The organism is Flavobacterium sp. B114r, assembly GCF_056824125.1.
Window position 1 is genome coordinate 1,213,567 of sequence record NZ_CP124858.1, and the last position, 17,734, is coordinate 1,231,300.

General features: G+C 33.7%; 22 protein-coding genes. All 22 read right to left on the minus strand.

Translation table 11 applies throughout. The features are described from left to right. Positions 1-4: 4 nt before the first annotated feature. The gene (locus tag QLQ94_RS05405) at positions 5-646 is read right to left on the minus strand and encodes an outer membrane beta-barrel protein (protein WP_271335088.1); all 642 of its coding nucleotides are present in this window, start codon (positions 644-646) and stop codon (positions 5-7) included. A gap of 48 nt (positions 647-694) precedes the next feature. After that, complete coding sequence (locus QLQ94_RS05410) at positions 695-1,297, minus strand: porin family protein (protein WP_271335089.1); 603 nt, start codon at positions 1,295-1,297, stop codon at positions 695-697. Between the two features lie 37 nt (positions 1,298-1,334). Beyond that, positions 1,335-1,970, minus strand: coding sequence for a flexirubin biosynthesis protein LolB2 (lolB2, locus tag QLQ94_RS05415; RefSeq protein WP_482499297.1), 636 nt, complete (start codon positions 1,968-1,970; stop codon positions 1,335-1,337). Continuing rightward, complete coding sequence (lolA2, locus tag QLQ94_RS05420; protein WP_271335091.1) at positions 1,936-2,562, minus strand: flexirubin biosynthesis/transport protein LolA2; 627 nt, start codon at positions 2,560-2,562, stop codon at positions 1,936-1,938. The genes lolB2 and lolA2 overlap by 35 nt, the downstream gene beginning before the upstream one ends. Positions 2,563-2,640: 78 nt before the next feature. Further along, a complete protein-coding gene (locus tag QLQ94_RS05425) occupies positions 2,641-3,423 on the minus strand; it encodes a polysaccharide deacetylase family protein (protein WP_271335092.1) in 783 nt (260 codons plus the stop codon). Next, positions 3,420-4,481, minus strand: coding sequence for a beta-ketoacyl synthase N-terminal-like domain-containing protein (locus QLQ94_RS05430; RefSeq protein WP_271335093.1), 1,062 nt, complete (start codon positions 4,479-4,481; stop codon positions 3,420-3,422). The genes QLQ94_RS05425 and QLQ94_RS05430 overlap by 4 nt, the downstream gene beginning before the upstream one ends. Before the next feature lies 1 nt (position 4,482). Next, positions 4,483-5,682 carry a beta-ketoacyl-[acyl-carrier-protein] synthase family protein gene (locus tag QLQ94_RS05435; RefSeq protein WP_271335094.1) on the minus strand — a complete coding sequence of 400 codons (1,200 nt, stop codon included), beginning with the start codon at positions 5,680-5,682 and terminating at the stop codon, positions 4,483-4,485. Between the two features lie 121 nt (positions 5,683-5,803). Further along, positions 5,804-6,061 carry a phosphopantetheine-binding protein gene (locus QLQ94_RS05440; protein WP_017496902.1) on the minus strand — a complete coding sequence of 86 codons (258 nt, stop codon included), beginning with the start codon at positions 6,059-6,061 and terminating at the stop codon, positions 5,804-5,806. 2 nt (positions 6,062-6,063) lie between these two features. After that, a complete protein-coding gene (locus QLQ94_RS05445; protein ID WP_271335095.1) occupies positions 6,064-6,681 on the minus strand; it encodes a beta-ketoacyl-[acyl-carrier-protein] synthase family protein in 618 nt (205 codons plus the stop codon). A gap of 92 nt (positions 6,682-6,773) precedes the next feature. After that, complete coding sequence (locus QLQ94_RS05450) at positions 6,774-7,385, minus strand: hypothetical protein (protein WP_271335096.1); 612 nt, start codon at positions 7,383-7,385, stop codon at positions 6,774-6,776. Between the two features lie 113 nt (positions 7,386-7,498). Further along, positions 7,499-8,650 (minus strand): beta-ketoacyl-[acyl-carrier-protein] synthase family protein, encoded by a 1,152-nt coding sequence (locus QLQ94_RS05455; RefSeq protein WP_271335097.1) that lies wholly within the window; start codon positions 8,648-8,650, stop codon positions 7,499-7,501. A 114-nt stretch (positions 8,651-8,764) separates the two neighbouring features. Then, a complete protein-coding gene (locus QLQ94_RS05460) occupies positions 8,765-9,214 on the minus strand; it encodes an acyl-CoA thioesterase (protein WP_271335098.1) in 450 nt (149 codons plus the stop codon). Then, the gene (locus tag QLQ94_RS05465) at positions 9,189-10,478 is read right to left on the minus strand and encodes an ABC transporter permease (RefSeq protein ID WP_271335099.1); all 1,290 of its coding nucleotides are present in this window, start codon (positions 10,476-10,478) and stop codon (positions 9,189-9,191) included. The genes QLQ94_RS05460 and QLQ94_RS05465 overlap by 26 nt, the downstream gene beginning before the upstream one ends. Next, positions 10,468-11,166: an ABC transporter ATP-binding protein gene (locus tag QLQ94_RS05470; protein ID WP_271335140.1), complete on the minus strand. Its 699-nt coding sequence runs from the start codon at positions 11,164-11,166 to the stop codon at positions 10,468-10,470. Before QLQ94_RS05470 ends, QLQ94_RS05465 begins: the two co-directional genes overlap by 11 nt. A 61-nt stretch (positions 11,167-11,227) precedes the next feature. Then, the gene (gene darH, locus QLQ94_RS05475) at positions 11,228-12,226 is read right to left on the minus strand and encodes a BtrH-related acyltransferase DarH (RefSeq protein WP_271335100.1); all 999 of its coding nucleotides are present in this window, start codon (positions 12,224-12,226) and stop codon (positions 11,228-11,230) included. Then, positions 12,226-12,630, minus strand: coding sequence for a flexirubin biosynthesis protein DarG (gene DarG / locus QLQ94_RS05480; protein ID WP_271335101.1), 405 nt, complete (start codon positions 12,628-12,630; stop codon positions 12,226-12,228). Before DarG ends, darH begins: the two co-directional genes overlap by 1 nt. A 15-nt stretch (positions 12,631-12,645) precedes the next feature. Further along, positions 12,646-12,933 (minus strand): hypothetical protein, encoded by a 288-nt coding sequence (locus QLQ94_RS05485; protein WP_427401120.1) that lies wholly within the window; start codon positions 12,931-12,933, stop codon positions 12,646-12,648. Positions 12,934-12,954: 21 nt separating this feature from the next. Further along, entirely contained in the window at positions 12,955-13,413 is a 459-nt protein-coding gene (locus QLQ94_RS05490) for a hotdog family protein (protein WP_271335141.1), read from the minus strand. An 8-nt stretch (positions 13,414-13,421) separates the two neighbouring features. Continuing rightward, a complete protein-coding gene (locus tag QLQ94_RS05495; protein WP_427401119.1) occupies positions 13,422-13,853 on the minus strand; it encodes a hotdog family protein in 432 nt (143 codons plus the stop codon). Further along, positions 13,853-14,986, minus strand: a complete 1,134-nt coding sequence (gene darB / locus QLQ94_RS05500; RefSeq protein ID WP_271335104.1) for a dialkylresorcinol biosynthesis protein DarB — start codon at positions 14,984-14,986, stop codon at positions 13,853-13,855. The genes QLQ94_RS05495 and darB overlap by 1 nt, the downstream gene beginning before the upstream one ends. A 16-nt stretch (positions 14,987-15,002) precedes the next feature. Next, positions 15,003-15,905 (minus strand): NADPH-dependent FMN reductase family protein, encoded by a 903-nt coding sequence (locus tag QLQ94_RS05505; RefSeq protein ID WP_271335105.1) that lies wholly within the window; start codon positions 15,903-15,905, stop codon positions 15,003-15,005. 44 nt (positions 15,906-15,949) lie between these two features. Continuing rightward, on the minus strand, positions 15,950-17,590 hold the full coding sequence (locus QLQ94_RS05510; RefSeq protein WP_271335106.1) for a phytoene desaturase family protein: 1,641 nt from the start codon (positions 17,588-17,590) through the stop codon (positions 15,950-15,952). Positions 17,591-17,734: the final 144 nt, after the last annotated feature.

Sequence of the window (17,734 nt, forward strand, 5' to 3'; positions counted from 1 at the left end):
TTTTTTATTTTACTTTGAAAGTATAAGCGGCTCCAAATTGAAAAACCAAATTATTATTATTTGTAGAATCAGCATAATAATTGGTAAAAGCATTCGTAAAACCTTTTTTTACTCTTGCTTCAAATGCAATACCATTTTTTAAACTGTAACCTAATCCTGCAATCATTCCCAAATCAATATCATCACCTTTATTAAAATTGTAATCTTTTGCTTTAGGGTTTGCTTTAATATCGTCAGCAACTAAAATATCAAAAAAAGGTCCGGCTAAAACATAAAAGTTTTCACTAAAATTAAATTTATTTATGGTAATTGCCGAAATATACTGTAATGAGGCATTTACAGTTCCGCTATCATATGTAGTGCTGTAAGTATTAGTCTGCGGATTGTAATTGCTTGTGCTTCCCATACTCGCAGTTCCTTTTGCTCCTTGTCTTGAGTAGGTTATTTCAGGTTGAAGCGTATAAAATCCGGAAAGTTTTAAGGCTCCAAAAGCACCTATATAAAAATCTGTTTTGCTGTCAAGTTCTGATTTTGTTAATTTTGATAAATTTAATCCGGCATGAATTCCTGGTCTAAAAGTAACTTGAGCATTTGATTTGAAAATCCCTATTACTATCAGAAGAGTAATTGCAATTTGTTTGTTCATCTTTGTTTGTATGGTCTTAAGGTTAGTTTAAATTAAAATAGTTAAGATTTATTTTACTTTAAAAGTGTAACTAATACCTATCTGGAAAACCTGATTCAGGATAAAATCGTTGTAGCGATAACCATTATCATTATCAACTCCGTCGTAACCATAAATATCAATTAAACCTTGTTTTAATCTTGCTTCAAACGTTAATCCGTTTGGCAATGTATATCCAACACCACCAACAATGGCAAGGTCAAAATTTTCAGGATTACTGTTGATATAATTGTCAGAAATTTTTAAATCAAAAGACGGTCCTCCTAAAATGTGAAAACCTTTACCACCAATGTTAAATTTTGCAACAGCACCTAGCGTTAAGTAGTTTAATTCATAATTTACATAACGATCACTATAGCCGTTTCCAAAAAATTCTCTTCCTTCATCGCCTTGTCTTGAATACGTTATCTCAGGCTGTAACGAAAAATATTTATTAAATTTAATGTTCACTAATCCACCAATATAAAAATCTGCTTTAGATCGATTATCATCAATATTCGTTAAAGTTGATAAATTCAGACCTCCACGAAGTCCCGGACTAACCGTTACCTGTGCAGTCGATGTTATGATACCGATAAATAAAACAAAGACAATTACGGTTATTTTTTTCATTTTGGTTTGATTTTAAGTTTATGATTCGATTAAAATTTTATTCTGATTTGAAATAATTCAGCTCAATTTTCAACTTAATATTCTGATGAATAATCTGAATTTTCTCGGCAAAAATATTGTTTTCTGAACTAAATATCAGTGTAAAATTTTCTTTTGTTTTAGAAGAATGAACGACTTTCTCTAATTTATGATCTTTTTTCGAGATAAAGAGATAGTTATCACGTTTGCCGTCTTTCGATTTATAGATTTCATCTGAGTCATTCTCAAATTGTTCCTGAACCAGATATTCTTTTTTTAGCAGTAAACGAAAATCTTCTTTCAAAGTATTGACGAGGATCTTTCGATCTAATTCTGATACAATCGAATTGACTTTGAAACTGTTGTCAGAGATCTCAAAATCCAGCAATTTATTACCAAATTCAGTTGTAAAAACGATTCTATGTACTGTGTCATTTATTTTTTTAGCAATAAAAATTCCGCTAATTTCATTTCCGTAGACTGTGATATTGGTTTTATAAACATAATCTGTTTTTGAATCTGAGAAATAGGGAACCTCATAAGATGTTTTGTCTAATTTTTTAGGGGTGTAATTTTTTGTGACAGAGCCACAAGAAATTAAAACAATCGCCAGAAAGCAATTAATTAGTGAAAATTGAATCGTCGATTTTTGCATTGATCACTTTGTTTTTAAGTACAATTCGGGTATAGTCTTCAGATGATTCTAATAATTTTACTTGAACCACCGTTGCTTCATCTTTGTCAAAAGTGAGTTCAATTTGTTTGATGTATTTTTTTAGCGTTGCATCTTTCGGAACAAATTTCGCCAAATTTTGTCCCTTTATTTTAAAGTACGAAATCGTAAATGCTGCATCGTCGAACATATTTCCGCTCACGCTTCCAACGATTAATTTATTGATACGGCCAAAGATTTTGCTGTTGCCAATATCAACCGCGCTTTTCTTTCCTTCGTCATTGATCAGGATTTTTCCGTTTTTAAAAACGATACTATAATTGTATGGTTTTTTATATTGCCATTGTAAAAGACCAGGTTCTTTAAAAATCATTTTACCCGAAGTTTCAATGTCTTTCGATAAAAAATCCAAATGTTTGTATTGTACAAAATCAGTACTTAAGGTTTTGATTTTTTTCGAAACCACATTTACATCCTGCTTGAAAGCTGCAATTTCAGCATCCGTCATTTTTTGTTCCTGAGCAAACAAATTGCCTGAAATAAATAGAATTAGTAGGGCTATTTTAGTTTTCATAGATTGTTATAAGGTGTTTAGCAAGACCTAACAGGTTTTTAAAACCTGTTAGGTCTAACCTGATGAGTTCCTGTTCTATTAGCGTTCAATTCCATAAGCATTAAGATTCAAAAGTTCTTCGATTGAAATCACTTTGTAATTGTTTTGTTGCAAAAATTGCAAAAACTGTTCCAATACCAAAACCGAGTGTGATGCGGTATCATGCAAAAGTACGATTCCGCCGGGAGAAACACGTTTTATAATGCGATTGAAAATCAATTCCTTATTTTTTGTTCCTCCATCAAGCGACCGAATATTCCAGCCAATTACTTTATGTCCGGTTATTTTCAATGCTCGCCTGATCGAAGGCGTTGTAACTCCATAAGGCGGACGAAAGAAATTTATTTTTCCAGAAGTAAATCTTTCCAGAAGCTGATCTGTTTTTTCAATTTCTTCTTTGATCGTTTCAGCATTATAAAAATCAAAAAATTTAGAATGACTGTACGAATGATTTCCAACCAAATGTCCGTCAGCAATAATTTGTTTTAAGATTTCAGGATGCGCTTCAATATTTTTTCCAATGCAAAAAAAAATCGCTTTTACATCGTATTTTTTTAATAGATCTAAAACTTCTAAAGTAAAAATACTTGGTCCGTCATCAAAAGTAATGGCAATTTTCTTTTCTGTTTCTGAGGAATTATTGCAGTAAGCTTTTACATGATAATCAGAAGAAATTCGGGAAGAGCCAATGGCGTTAATTCCCAGCCAAATCAAAACAATTGCGATAAACCATAACCAGCTAATTGCTGTATAAAAGTTCAGAAGAACGAGTAAAAGCAATAAAAAGAGAAAGAATAACGAAATGTTTTTATGCGTTATCATTTTGATATCAACGTAAAACTATGGTTTTTACCATTCAATTGATTGTACAATAAAAGGGTATTATAAACTGGTTTTTCGACCGAATTTACTTTTATGATTTCAGGAATTTCCTGAGTTTTAATAATTTTAGAAGCCATCCATAAAGCAAAAGCAGAAGCAGTATCGTATTCACCACTTAAATGTTTATAATATAATTGAGGTATTTCTGCGAAAGCATTTTCAGCAAGATTTCTATAATAGTTTTCGAAATCTGCATTTCCGTCAAAACCTAAAACTAAAGCATCTAGATCTGAAATTTCTAAATTATTAGCTTTCAAAAAGGATTTAATTTCTGCCTCAATTTCATTTTCTTCCAGTGTATTTACAATAGCAATATCCAGAATTTCAGCATATGTATTGTCTTTTCTTTCATTTTCTAAAACAAAAAAACTGGCACCTTCTCCGTAAACAGCACCACTTGTTGTAGAATTCAAAAGATCATAAGGCGCTAAATTATCAGCTTTGATACGTCCGTTTAATTTGAAAAGGGCAGTAGTATAATCGCCATTTTCATCAACTCCCCCAATTAAAACAGATTGGGCTTCGTCTTCTTCGATTTGCATTTTAGCATCTAAAAGAGCCGATTCAAAAGAAACAGCGCCATTTACATACGTAAAATTATAACCTTTACATTGCTGCAACAAAGCGATTTGAGCACCAACAGTATTATGCGTAGATTGAATAAAAGAAGTTGGTGTGAGATATTCTTCGTTATTATCCAGAATACTTTTTAGGAATTTTTCAGAATCTTCGATACATCCTAAACCGGTTCCGGTAATAATTGCATCAACATTTTCGATGTTTGCATCTTTCAGAGCAAGGGCCGAAGCAACGATTCCGTTTTTCACGCCTTTTGCCATTCTTCTGCTTGCTGCCGGAGAAATATAATCTTTGTAAACAGGAGGAACGATTGCTAATACATTTTGATTATGATTGACAACGGCTTCTTCTAAAAAAACAGTATCAAATGTTTTTTGAGTCGAAATACAGCCTACTCCATTTATATATGTTCTTTTCATTTTAGCTTTTTGAAAATATAAGGGTAGAACAATTTCCTCCAAAACCAAAAGAGTTGGATAAAACGTGTTCGATGTTTTTATTTTTTAAGGAAGTTTGAGGTTGTAAATCAAATTCTTCCATCTGATTTTCGAAATTCAAATTCGGGTAAACCACATTATTCTGAATTGCCAAAACACTGTAAACAGCTTCAATGGCCGCCGCTGCTGCCAAAGTATGTCCTGTAAAAGGTTTCGTTGAACTAAAATCAGGAACTTTTTCATCCTGATAAATTCTCTTTAAAGCTCTTCCTTCAGATAAATCATTGTTTGGCGTTGCCGTTCCGTGTACATTAATGTAATCTATTTGCGAAGGTTTTAAACCTGAAATATCAAAAGCTTTTTTCATTGCTAAATAAGCACCATCTCCGTTTTCTGAAGATGCAGTTTGATGAAAAGCATCATTTGCATTTCCGTAACCAGAGACACGAGCCAGTACTTTTTTGTTTTGTCTCGCCACAATTTCATCTGATTCTAAAACCAAATATGCTGCTGCTTCGCCAAGGTTTAATCCCTTGCGTTCGTTGTCAAACGGTTTGTTGAAATCGTCTGATAAAATCATCAAAGCTTTAAATCCGTTAATGGTGAATTTTGCCAAACCATCAGCTCCGCCCACAATTACACGATCTAATTTTCCGGTTTTAATTAATCTGGCACCCAGCATAATCGCGTTTGCTGCAGAGGAACAAGCCGTACTAATTGTTGTAACGATTCCTTTTAAACCCAATTCCTCGGCAATTTTTTCTGCAACATCGCCGCCATCGTGACAAGTAATGTATTTAATAAGTTCCGGATGTGTGAAATAATCGTAATAGTGTCTTTCAGTCATGTCCATTCCGCCCACACTTGTAGCCGAAATAAGTCCGGTTCTGAATTCGTTTATCGATGTAATTCCTGCATTTTCAACAGCTTGTTTGGCTGCCAAAGTACCAATCATTGCCGTTCTTGAAAAGTTATTATCTTCTGTAAGTTGTAATTCTTCAACCAATTCTTCATTGGTTTTTTTGATTTCTCCTACCTTAATAACATCCGCATGAATTGTCGAAATATTTGTGATACGGGAAATGCCAATGTTATTTTCGATCAACGAAATATAATTTTCTTCGACTGAATTTCCAATCGAAGAGATGATTCCCATTCCCGTTATTGCAACACCTTTACTCATTAATTTTAGAGTTTTGATTTTAGATTGTAGATTCCAAAACTTTGTCAAAGTTTCAAACTTTGACAAAGTTGTACACCATTTGCGAAAACCTGTTTAACCTGTTTGATCCGCAGGCAGAAATCTATTTTGTTCTGTTAGCGCTAATATAAGCTGCCATAGTTTCGATCGACTGAAAAATGGTTTTTCCTTCTTTGGGATCTACCAATTTAATTCCGTAATCTTTATCTAAAATCACGATTAATTCAAGCGCATCAATCGAGTCTAAACCTAAACCATCTCCAAACAAAGGATCGTTATCAGCAATATCTTCAATTGCGATATCTTCAAGGTTTAAAGTAGTAATGATTTTGTTTTTTAATTCTTCTTTTAATGCTTCCATGATTATTTATTATATAATGTATTGATATTTTCGTTTTTATATTTTGCGCTTTCTTCTTTGCTAATGGTGCAAAGAAAAGCCTTGTAATTATCATTAAAAAATTCTACCCAACCGCAAAGAACTATATCTGCCTTATTCGTATTCAGAAGAATATCCGAGTAGTTCGACATAAATTCAGTGTTAAAGGCGTCAAATATAAAGAAAGAATTTTCACTTTTCAGCTGATGGCGGATACTTATTTCGCCCAAACATATATTTGGGAGCGTATAAACGAAAACTGCAGGACTCGGAAAGTAGTTTTCTTTGTCTGAAATCGATTCTTGGTATTTAACATCAGTATCTAAACTTGAGGATTTATTGGCTAAAACCAAAGCGATATTGTTTTCAGTTTCTAAAGAAGTTATCGGACTCAAAAGCAATTCGGATCCAAGAAAAGCCAGTTTACTCAAAGCATCCATTTTGAAAAATTTCGGATATTGAATGTCAAAATTACGATAGGCTTGTTTAGAGAAATCCCCAAAATCTGTTGGTTCTATTTTGAATACAGAAGTTCCGTTCAAAACAATTTCGTTGTTTTGAATGGTGATATAATCGTGTATATATGTTTTGTTTTGAGTCATTTATTTAATTTAACACTAATTCCACAAATTAGCACGGATTGGTTTGGGTTTAAATTACACTAATTACTCTGTGAAAATTAGTATCTTCATTTTTAGGAAACCCAAGTATCAACAATATTCGTAATATGCCATTCTCCAGATTTGTTTTCAATTGTAATCTCAAATCCTCTTCCGCATTTTCCTCCCCCACATGAAGCTTTGGCAGATAAAACTCCATATGTCCTCGTTTCATTGAAATGAATTTTATAAACTTTAATAGTGCCAACTGGCATTTTGCTTTTTTTATCATTTATGTCCCAATATATTTCCTCAGGAAATTTAGAAGCATATTGAAAATTAAACTTTTTGTTATTTTTGAATGGAGTCAAATCAAATTTATCATCATTGATTCCATTGCTTACTACAAAATCATAGACACTGATTAAAATTCGTTTTTTGTAATTTTTAATGCTGTCTTGTTCTATCTGATATCTTTTTAATTTATCATGATAACCAATAGTATCTTCTTTATTAGTCTTAAAATCTAGCCTTGGCATCGGAGGCGGTTCCAGAGTTCTTCTATCCATATAAATAGAATCTACAATTTCGACAAAGACACTATTCATAACGTCTTTTTCAAAATCCGATTCAGATACTTCTTTCTTTTTGCATCCAAAAGATGAAAGAAGAACTAGTGTTATAAATATGAATTTTGATAATTTCATTTTACTTCAAAAATTTGAACTTTCAAGATTTCCTTGTAAGTTCGATTTTTTCATTTGAACTGTTCGGAATTTTCGAACAGTTCAAACTTTATTTATATTTTAATCCGTGAAAATTAGTGCAATTCGTGTTTAACTTTTTCAAAAACAACAGCCGTATTACAACCTCCAAAACCAGAAGCTGTCTTCAAAAAATAATCAATGTTTCTTTCTTCATTTTTTTCAATAACATTAATCGATTCACTAACCCCAATTTCATCAAAACCTTTCGATTCAAAAAGCATATTTTGGTTTACTGATTCTATTGCAATTACGGTTTCTAATAATCCTGAAGCGCCTAATGTATGACCGTAAAAACCTTTTAAACTATTTATGGGAACATTTTGTAAACTTAAACGGTTTAATGCAATGGCTTCCATTTCGTCATTGAATGGTGTTGCCGTTCCGTGTGCTGAAATAAAATCAAGTTTATTACCATCTATTTGAGATTCTTTTAAAGCATTCTGAATACTTCTGAACAAACCTTCGCCTGTTCTTGACGGACCCGAAATATGATTGGCGTCGTTTATCGAACTGTCTCCAATTACTTTTATTTTAGCAGTTGCAGGATTCGCCGAAAGTAAAACTGCTGCCGTTGCTTCGCCTAAACTGACTCCGGTTCTGTTTTTAGAATAGGGTTTACAAGGCAAATCGCTCATTGCCTGAAATGAATTAAATCCAGATAAAACAAATTCTGAAACTTCATCTCCGGCAACTACAAAAATGTTGTCGTACAATTCAGACTGAATCATTCTCTTAGCAACCGAGACGGCCAAAATTCCGGAAACGCAAGCATTCGAAACCACAATAGGTTGTGTTTTGAACCCGAAGAAATCGGCAACATTTCGAGCTAAAACATCTAAATGAGCATTATTGAAATTGTCGCCTGAAGCATCTTTTAACGCCGTAATATTTCCTTTTGTAGTCGAAAGTATAAAGGTAGTTTTCGAATTTAATTCAACTCCCGAATTTTTGATAATGGGCTCTAAAGCCAGAATCATCATTTTTTCTAAACGTGAATATTTTGTTTCAGTGCTGATTTTTTCAAAAGCACTGTTTATTTTTTCATTAGAAATAATTGAAGCATAAAATGAATTTGGCATTAAAGAAATATCATTATGCAATTGAATACCGGAATCACCAAGAAGAATTGCTTCGACATTCGATTGAACATCAAATCCTAAAGGTGTGATACAATTGGTTTCGGTGATATATACTTCTCTTATCATTTTATCTTTTTTGATGGGTGAAAAATGGCCCACAGATTGTACGGATTAAACTGGTTTGCACGGATTTTTTTTTAATTTTAATTCGTGAAAATTGGTGTAATTCGTGTTTGTCTTTTATTTTAATAATCCCACTTTTCGTTTCCACTCTTCGTAGAAAGGAGGATTGGTAAGCATTAAATTTCCGTCGCCATCTAAAAAAACCTGAACGGTTTCTCCTGTGCAGGCAACTTCGCCTTTTGCATCTAATATTCTAAAACGATAAATCATTTTGGCAGCTGGAGTATCTACAACCGTTGTTTCTATGGTTACAACATCTCCGTAACGTAAAGATAATTTATGTTCGCATTTTGATTTTACAATTGGCGTTGTATAACCTGTATTACCAATATCGAGATAGGTAAGTCCGTGTTGACGCCCAAAAGCTTCTCGTCCATCCTCAAAATAGGTAATATAGTTACCATGCCAAACGATTCCAAGCGGATCAGTTTCGTTAAAACGGATTCTGATTTCGTGAGAAACGGTTAAGTCAGTGGCTTCGTTATACTGTTCTTTTCTTTTTGTCATAAAATAAGGCAATAGATGTTGTGATAATAAAGAACAAAAATAACAAACTTATTTTTGGGATGATTTCAAGGAAAGAAACGTTGCGTAATAAAACATCATAGAAAGCTTCTAATCCCCAATTCATAGGTGATGATTTAGCGATATACTGCATGACAGTTGGCATTGCAAAAACTGGAACCCAAACACCGCCAACGGCAGCCAGAATAAGTACGCTTGTTGCACCAAACGGAGCCGATTGTTCTTGTGTATTGGCAACGGTTCCTAATAAAATTCCGAAACCGATGGCAGCAAAACCTGAAAACAAAGCGACAATACTCATTAAGAATAGATGTCCCTCGATGTTTAAAGAAGGCAAACCAATATGTGGAAATAAAAACACTGCTACAGCAACCATCATATAAAACTGAATCATACAAATGGCTGAATATGTAATGGTTTTACCAATAATCACTACTAAATTAGAAACCGGATTGGTCAATAATCGAACAAATGTTCCTTGTGATTTTTCTTTTACAATATTAATAGACAACGGAATCACGATAAAAAATATCGCAAAAAGTGTCCATGCCGGAACGTTATGCTGTACTGAGTTTGGACGAACTTCTTTGTTGTTAATTCTTGGGATTATTTCTTTGAAAGTAATGAAACTCTTTTGATCGAATTCAACAGTTCCTTCTCCCAATTGATTTTGAAAAGTCGTATAAATTGATTTGGTTTCGATTTGAGAAATCATTTTATCAATCGAATTCATCACGGCATTTTTGAAACTCATCTGAACCGCCGGATCAAAATACAGTTTTACTTCTTTTTCTTTGATTACTTTAGGTTTTTCAGTTTGAGCTGTACTATCTGTTTCTGTTAAGCCCATTTTGCTCACAATGTTCTGGACATTCTGATCGATTTTGGTTTGTAAATCGACACTTAGATTTTTCGGAATTATAATCGCTAATTGAAATTTTCCTTTGTAGACGGCTTCTTTAGCTACTTCTTCCGTAATTACTTTATTGTCGATTTGCGTAACAACGCTAAATAAATTGCTTTTTTCAAGGTTATCAAAAACTGTTTTAGAAACAGAACCATTGTCATTATCAACCAATAAAATTGGAATTTTATTATCGCTGATAGTTTTAAAAGTACTGTCCTGAATTAAAGTTACCGTGATTACAAGTACCAACGGCATGATAAACAGAATGATTAATCCGCCTAAATCTCGTTTAAGCAAGAGAAATTCTTTTACTACGGACATCCAAATTTTATTGACCATCTCTAAAATCTTTACCGGTTAATGAAATAAAAACTTCTTCAAGATTACGTGCTTCATCTGTCGAGTCTATTAAACTTGATGGCGTTCCTTGTGCATAAATTCTGCCTCGGTCCAGAATGGCAATATGGGTACAAAAATCTTCGGCTTCAGCCAAATGATGTGACGTATATATAATTGTAGTTCCGTTTTGGTTGAGAACTTTCAAATAATCTATAATAGCGTTTTTAGACTGAACATCAACGCCAACAGTTGGTTCATCTAAAAATAAAACTTTAGGATTGTGCAGAATTCCGGCAATCAAATTGACTCTGCGTTTCATTCCGCCTGAAAAAGTTTCAATGCGTTTGTCTGCGAATTTTAGTAAACCCAAAAGATCTAAAGTTTCAACGACTTTATCTTTTAAGTAAGCGCCCTTTAAACCGTACATACTCCCAAAATAATGTAAATTTTCTCTTGCGGTCAAAGTAGGGTATAAGGCATATTCCTGAGGAACAACGCCAATGATCTTTTTGATTTTAGAAGAATGATTGGTGTAGTTCAGATCATCAATTGTAAAATGTCCTGAGGTTGGTTTGATCAATCCGCAAAGCATGGAAATTAATGTTGTTTTTCCGGCACCATTTGGACCTAATAATCCAAAAATCTGTCCTTCGTTTATCTCCAGCGAAACATCGTTCAAAGAATACATGTCAGCATCTTTGTACTTTTTCGAAAGGGATTCTATTTTTATAATGGGTTTCAAAATATATTTAGCTAATCGCTTTTTTTAGTTTTTTGAAAAAGATTTCTTCTCTATTGGCAATGCTCAAAAGTTCATCGGCAATGGCATTGTAAGCATCTTCTTTGGCGCTTCTGTTTTTATAAATTCGGGAAGCTTCAACAGCAAAATCACGCCATGAATCTCCAATCTGAGTCATTTCTTTAGAAAGTGCTTTTAGTTCTTCATTGTTTAAAATAACCGAAGCTTCTTGTAAAAAAGCAGCATATATAAAACGGAAACCTCCGCCTCCGGTTCCTATTTCTTCCTGCATGCGGACCATTTGCGCCAAATAATGATTGGCTTTTTTGGTGCCGTGTTTTACAGGCCATTTACGAATTTGTCTCGATACGAATTTTATTCCGCGTACACCAACAATTGGCATTGGTGCCAGCATATCGCGACAGGTATTTTTGATTCCTTTGATGATCGCACTTTTCAAATCAACATTTTCAGGAATCTGAATCGGGTAATACATTTGCCCTCGTGGCGCAAAAGCACCTTTGGCAAAACGTACTTTGTCTAATTCGTCATGTGTTAAAGTCGTAACCGTTTCCATAACGGGATCGCTGACCAAATAATCGGTTTCAGTTTTTCCGTAAACAACTAAATTGTGTGCATTAAAATGAAAGCGATATTCATCAGGAAAATAACTCAAATGATACACTCCAACTTGTAATCCGGTTGGAATATTATTTTTTAAATTTTCATCTAAAGCTTTGTTTGCATTTACTGTAGAGGAGAATTTTTGTCTTTTTATTTTTAGATTCAAACGACTTGCCAATTTATTAAAAATTTGTCCTGGCAAAGTTCTGTAGCTAATTGCTGGTGCATGATTTACTTTTAGAAAAGGTAAATACACGAAGAAAAGTCCGGAGCCAATACCAAAAACCATAGGTTCGCTGATGTTGAGTCCGCTGTTTTTTAACAAATTCGAAGCTACTCCATTCTCACAATGAGCGGCTTGATGATGTGTAAAATTAGTTTGCATTAATCTGTTTTAATATTTTTTAATTCAGCTACCGAAATCTCAAAAGCATCGGCATATTTTTGTAAAATGGTATTGCTTAGTTTGGCAAAAACAGTTGGTTTAAAATGTCTTTTTACACGCCATTTCCACATTCCAACATAACTCGACAAAATAGTAAGATCCATTTTAGAGAGCTCCATATAATAACAAATAGGGCTTACTTCTCCAATTTGAACTTGCATTTTTGCTTCAGCAATTCGTTCGTTTATTTCGTCTATTGAATTGGATAGTGCGATGCTTTTAGGTTCCCAACCGGTACTTAAAGTTGTAGTATATTCTCCGTTTTCATCGGTAGCATACAAAAGTTCTTTAACGTTGTTTTTTGTTAAGTTGCTTTTGTCTTGTGGTACTTTTTCTTTTTCCATTTCATTATTAATTTATTAGATACATACGGCTAATGCGATACATAAACTAATTATTAAAAACCCCAGATTTGTGAAGGCTAAATTTTGTTTTTTCTTCACAAATAAATAAATCATTTCTATGAGCATTCCCAAACAAAATGCCTGGATTGCCATGAATTCCATAATAAAGAATCCTAAACCATTATCAAAATGTTTGTGATCGTCTCCGTGACAATGTTTATGACGATCAACGGTAAGATACCAAAGTAAAAAAACAGATCCGACCAGAAGAACTAAAATCACAATCCGGATTAATAAATGCAAAATGATTTTTTTAGCATTCATTTATACCGAAGCTGTCTTCTGGATGAACAAATTAATCTCGCATTCTAAAAGTAACTTATGTCCCCATATACTTTCGCATTTCATTGTACACAAGGTATAATCGTCACCTGTGAATTTTGAAACCAAAGTTGCTTTGGTAATAATCGTATCGCCTACTTTTGGAAGCAAATGTATTTTAAGATTTTTTATTGCACTAATGAAACCCAATACATTTACGTTTTCGTTTTCTGTTCCGTCTTCATCAAAAAAATACTTTTTGCCTACAATAGCAGAGCAGGTTTGCGCTGTGTTTTCGATTAGACCTGCTTCTATAAAAACGTTATTGTCAATAAAAACATTGTCTTTTTTTATCAGGAAGGTCGTTTCTACGAAGTTAGCGTCTATATCCAAAATTAAATCCACCATAAGCATTGGAGCTCGGTGGGGAAGGTAATTTTGTATATCAACTCCGGTTTTCATTTCTGCTATCATTTTGCTAAAACAGTTTTCATTTGTCCGTTGGCAATTTCTTCGTTGTTTAGAGTAGTTACAATATCAACCAGTGTAATTCCGGCAAATTCCTGTAAAATTGTTACCGTCGATTGAATTGTATCATTAATTTTTGGCAATTTTTTAATCACAATTTCTTTGATTGAACCTATATATCCCGTTGGGGCTATTTCGTTTTTTAAGAAAAATTGATAACCTGTGTGCAAAGCCACAGATTGCGCCATATGTTCTATTAAACCTGCTTCTAAAAAAGTATCGTTGTCAAAAAAAATAGTATCGTTTTGAATTTTAAAACCTGAAACTAATGAAGTTTCAGTATATGAATACATTTGATCTACCATAACAAAAGGAAACTTTTGCGGCAATAAATTTTCAACAGCTTCTTTTTCTAAAAGTAAAGTTGTTTCCATTAGCAAACAGTTAAATAAGCATATGCAAAAGAGAATCTTCCACTTTCAGGAACAGATAGCAGTATACGATCTCCTTTTTTTAAATTTCCTGAATTCATCAATTCTTCAACAGCTAAATAGATAGAGGCAGAGCCTACATTTCCTACTCTTGAAAGATTCATGAACCATTTTTCATCAGCCATTCCGATTCCTTTCTCGCTTAATCCTTTTTTTAATCCTTCGACAAAAAAGTTAGAAGAAACGTGAGGAATAAAATAATCAACCTGATCTGACGTAATATTATTTTTAGACATGGCATCGCTCATACTTTCAGCTCCTTTAGAAAGAATAAATTCATCCAGTAATTTCACATCTTGTTTAATCGCAAAAACGGATTGGTTTAGCCATTGTTCCGGAGGATAATCGCTCCATGCTTTAATTTCTCCATTTTCTAATTTATCACCACCGGCATACATGCAGGTTTCTAATTCGTAAGCATACGAAAAAGCTTCCATCCATTCGATTTTTAAAGAAATATCACCACTTGGTTTATTTTCTAATAAAAATGCACCGGCTCCGTCAGATAACATCCAACGTAAAAAATCTTTTTTGAAGGCAATAATAGGCTGCTCTTCAAGACTTTTTAGATTTGCTGCTTCATGATTGTACATTTGAGCATTCAGCCAGGTCGAAACTCTTTCGGACCCTGTGCAAACTGCATTTTTAGAGTTTCCTGATTTTACAGACAGAAAACCAAATTTTAATGAATTCATTCCGGCACAGCAAACACCAGTTGATGAATTTAATTCTACCGATTTATTTTTTAATAATCCATGTACCATCGCTGCGTGCGAAGGCAAGAAAATATCAGGTGTTGAGGTTCCGCAGGAAAGCACTTCAAGATCTTGTGCGGTAAAGTTATCGTCAAATAATTGCACAATAGCATTTCGGGTCAATTCAGCATTGTTATGCGTGCTTTTTCCGTTTTTGTCTATGGCGTAATAACGGGTTAAAATTTTATTATTGCGCAAGATAATACGCCTTGCTTTAGAGGCAGCATCATTAATAAGACCTAAATAATCTTCCATTTCGTCATTAGAAACAGCTTCATTTGGCAAATACTTTGCGGCTTTGGTAATATATACTTCAAACATAATCTAATTTCGTCTACTAAACTCCTTTATAATATTGAGTTTCTTTTTTTATGGTTTTTAACTTAAATGGGTAGGTAATAAGGTGCAATATATATACTATTGGTGAGATTAACCATATTGCAAGGAATAAATAAACATTAAATACTTTAAGAAGCAGTTTTCTGTTTTTTTGATGCTTATAAATCAAATTTGACCATTTATTGAAAATTTTATTGGCTGTTTTATCTACTGTAACTAAATATGAGCTGATTTTTACTGCGCCAATTGCCAGTAATTTTGGCTGTAAATCTTCTAGTTTGTTCTGATTTAGTTGGGAGAAAATAACTTCTCCAAATTTATTAGATTCCTGAATGTCTTTGTCAGAGACTCCCGGTAAAGGAAGGATTCCCAAATACTTTTTCTTTACTCCGGAGAACATCCATTCTACGATTGTAATGACACTGATTAAATTTCCAACCCGATCTACCAGGGCAATGTTTCCTACTAATTGAGCATTGGCTTCTTTTAGTAATGTTTTGATTTTTTCCTGTGCCATAATCCACATATTTCGGGAACCGCTTATAGTAACAACTGGCGTATTGTTCAGGATTTTTTTTGCATCATCACTTTTCAAAAATGAATTGACAGGAATCGAAGGCGACAAATACCAAACCTGGTAATGGAAAAGAACTAAGTCGAATTTTGTGTTTAGAATTTCTTGAGGAACAGGTTTTAATGCTGTTGGGATTTGAAGAAAAGATTCTGGAAAGGCGTCAAAAAAAGAATCCTTATCCCAAGGAAAGGGAAAGGGTTTCTCTAATTGTATTTCGTGAAACGTTACATTTATTTCTTCTGAATTCAGGAAAGGTTTTGCGATATTCCGCGCAATCTCTTCTAGTTGTCCTGACTGAGAATAATAAATAACAAGAACATTTTTCATTTGGTTTAATGGCTTTGGTGGTTGCGCAAAAATAAGTATTTTTTTTAAACGAATTTCCTTATTTTATCTGTTCGTTTTATGTGTACCCAATCCGGCCATGTCGCAGCATCTTCGGCATCATAAATTCGGATTTTTTGGTTTGCATCTTCTATTAATAAATCATCAGAGGTACAGCCCAGAATCGCTGCAGCTGCTGCAACTCCGGAATATGTTGCTCCTGCAACACCGTGAGATAAGGTACAGGCACCACAAAGAAACAGATTTTCGATTTCGGTTTTGTTCTTGTAAGAGAAAGGCCCTACCTGATTTAATGTTTTTTCGGTGCCGTAAACATTTCCTTTTGTCGAATTAATATAGAATTCATTGGTTTTAGGAGTTCCTAATTCTGCCTGTATAATATGTTGCTTCGCATTTGGGATTATTTTTTCGACGTTGTTCATCAGTTTTTCGACGATTCTTTCTTTGAATATTTTATAGGCTGGATTATGATAATCATCTAATCCATTAAAATCTTTCAAATGATCGTAATTGACGTAGGTTACAATTTCGAAATTATGGTAACGTCCGTTAAAACTTGCCGGATCTTTGAGTGTCGTACAACTTATAAATACCGAGGGAAATGAATCGCCGGAATCAATTGTATCGCTCATTAAATGTTCGAAATTGGCATCGTCGTTTTCATCTTTCATCATCCAGAAATTTCCGGAATCTATATTATATAAGGTAACATCAATATCAAGGGTCAAAAATAAAATTAAAGAAGTAACGGAGTATCTAGTCTTGTCAAGTTTTTTGAGAAGTGATTTACTTAAATGTTCTATATCAATTAAATTTAAATAAGTGATTGAAGGATCAGCATTCGAAACAATATTTTTGGCTCGTATTTCTTCGCCGTTTTCAAGCTGAATACCTATGGCTTTTTTATTTTCGATAATGATTTTGCGTACGTTTTGTTTTACGCGAATTTCTCCGTTATGTCTTTTTATACCGTTTGTCATGGCTTTTACAATGCCGCCGCCGCCGCCCATTGGATAAAATCCGCCATCAAAATAATGACTCATTACGGAACAATGTACCGGAAAACAAGCACGACTGGGAGGAAGTCCGTGATCGCCGCACTGAATATTCAATACTGCTTTTAGCTTTGGATCTTTAACATGCCATCCAATTACTTTCTTTAAAGGAAACAAAGCAAATTTGCCAAAATGTTTGGTACGGAACGGAACGGTAATGTTTTGCCACCAACCTTTTAGTTTTGGAATCAATTGCAGTTCGTAACTTACTTTTTCAACCAAAGAAAGATATTCGTTGATGTTTTTTTCTTCGTGTGGAAAATGGGAAGAAAGGGTTTTCTTGAGATTGTCAATTCCTGCCGGAAGATCGAAAGTTTCATCTCCAATCAAACAATGTTCGTAAGCCTTTTTATTCATTCGGAAAAAGACCATGTCATTCGCAATTCCTAAACCCCTGTACAATTCGTTGGTAGATTGTCCTTCTTCAAGTTGTCCTACATAATGTACGCCCGGACTAAAACGCTGCCCTTTTAAAGTAAAACTATGACTCCAGCCACCGGGAACATAATGTTGTTCGAGTACCAAAACTTTCTGTCCGGCTCTTGCAAGACATATAGCAGTTGATAAACCGCCAACTCCGGAACCAATAATAATGGTGTCAAATTCCTGCATATTTTACTTTAAGAATTGTAGGGTATAAAAGAACGATTTTTAATTAAATAATTTTTACGCTTTGACGTAATTTGTAAAAAAACTTAAACAGATATTTTGTGTTGATTTCGAAATTAAATCTATGTGTTTAATTTTTTCACGCAG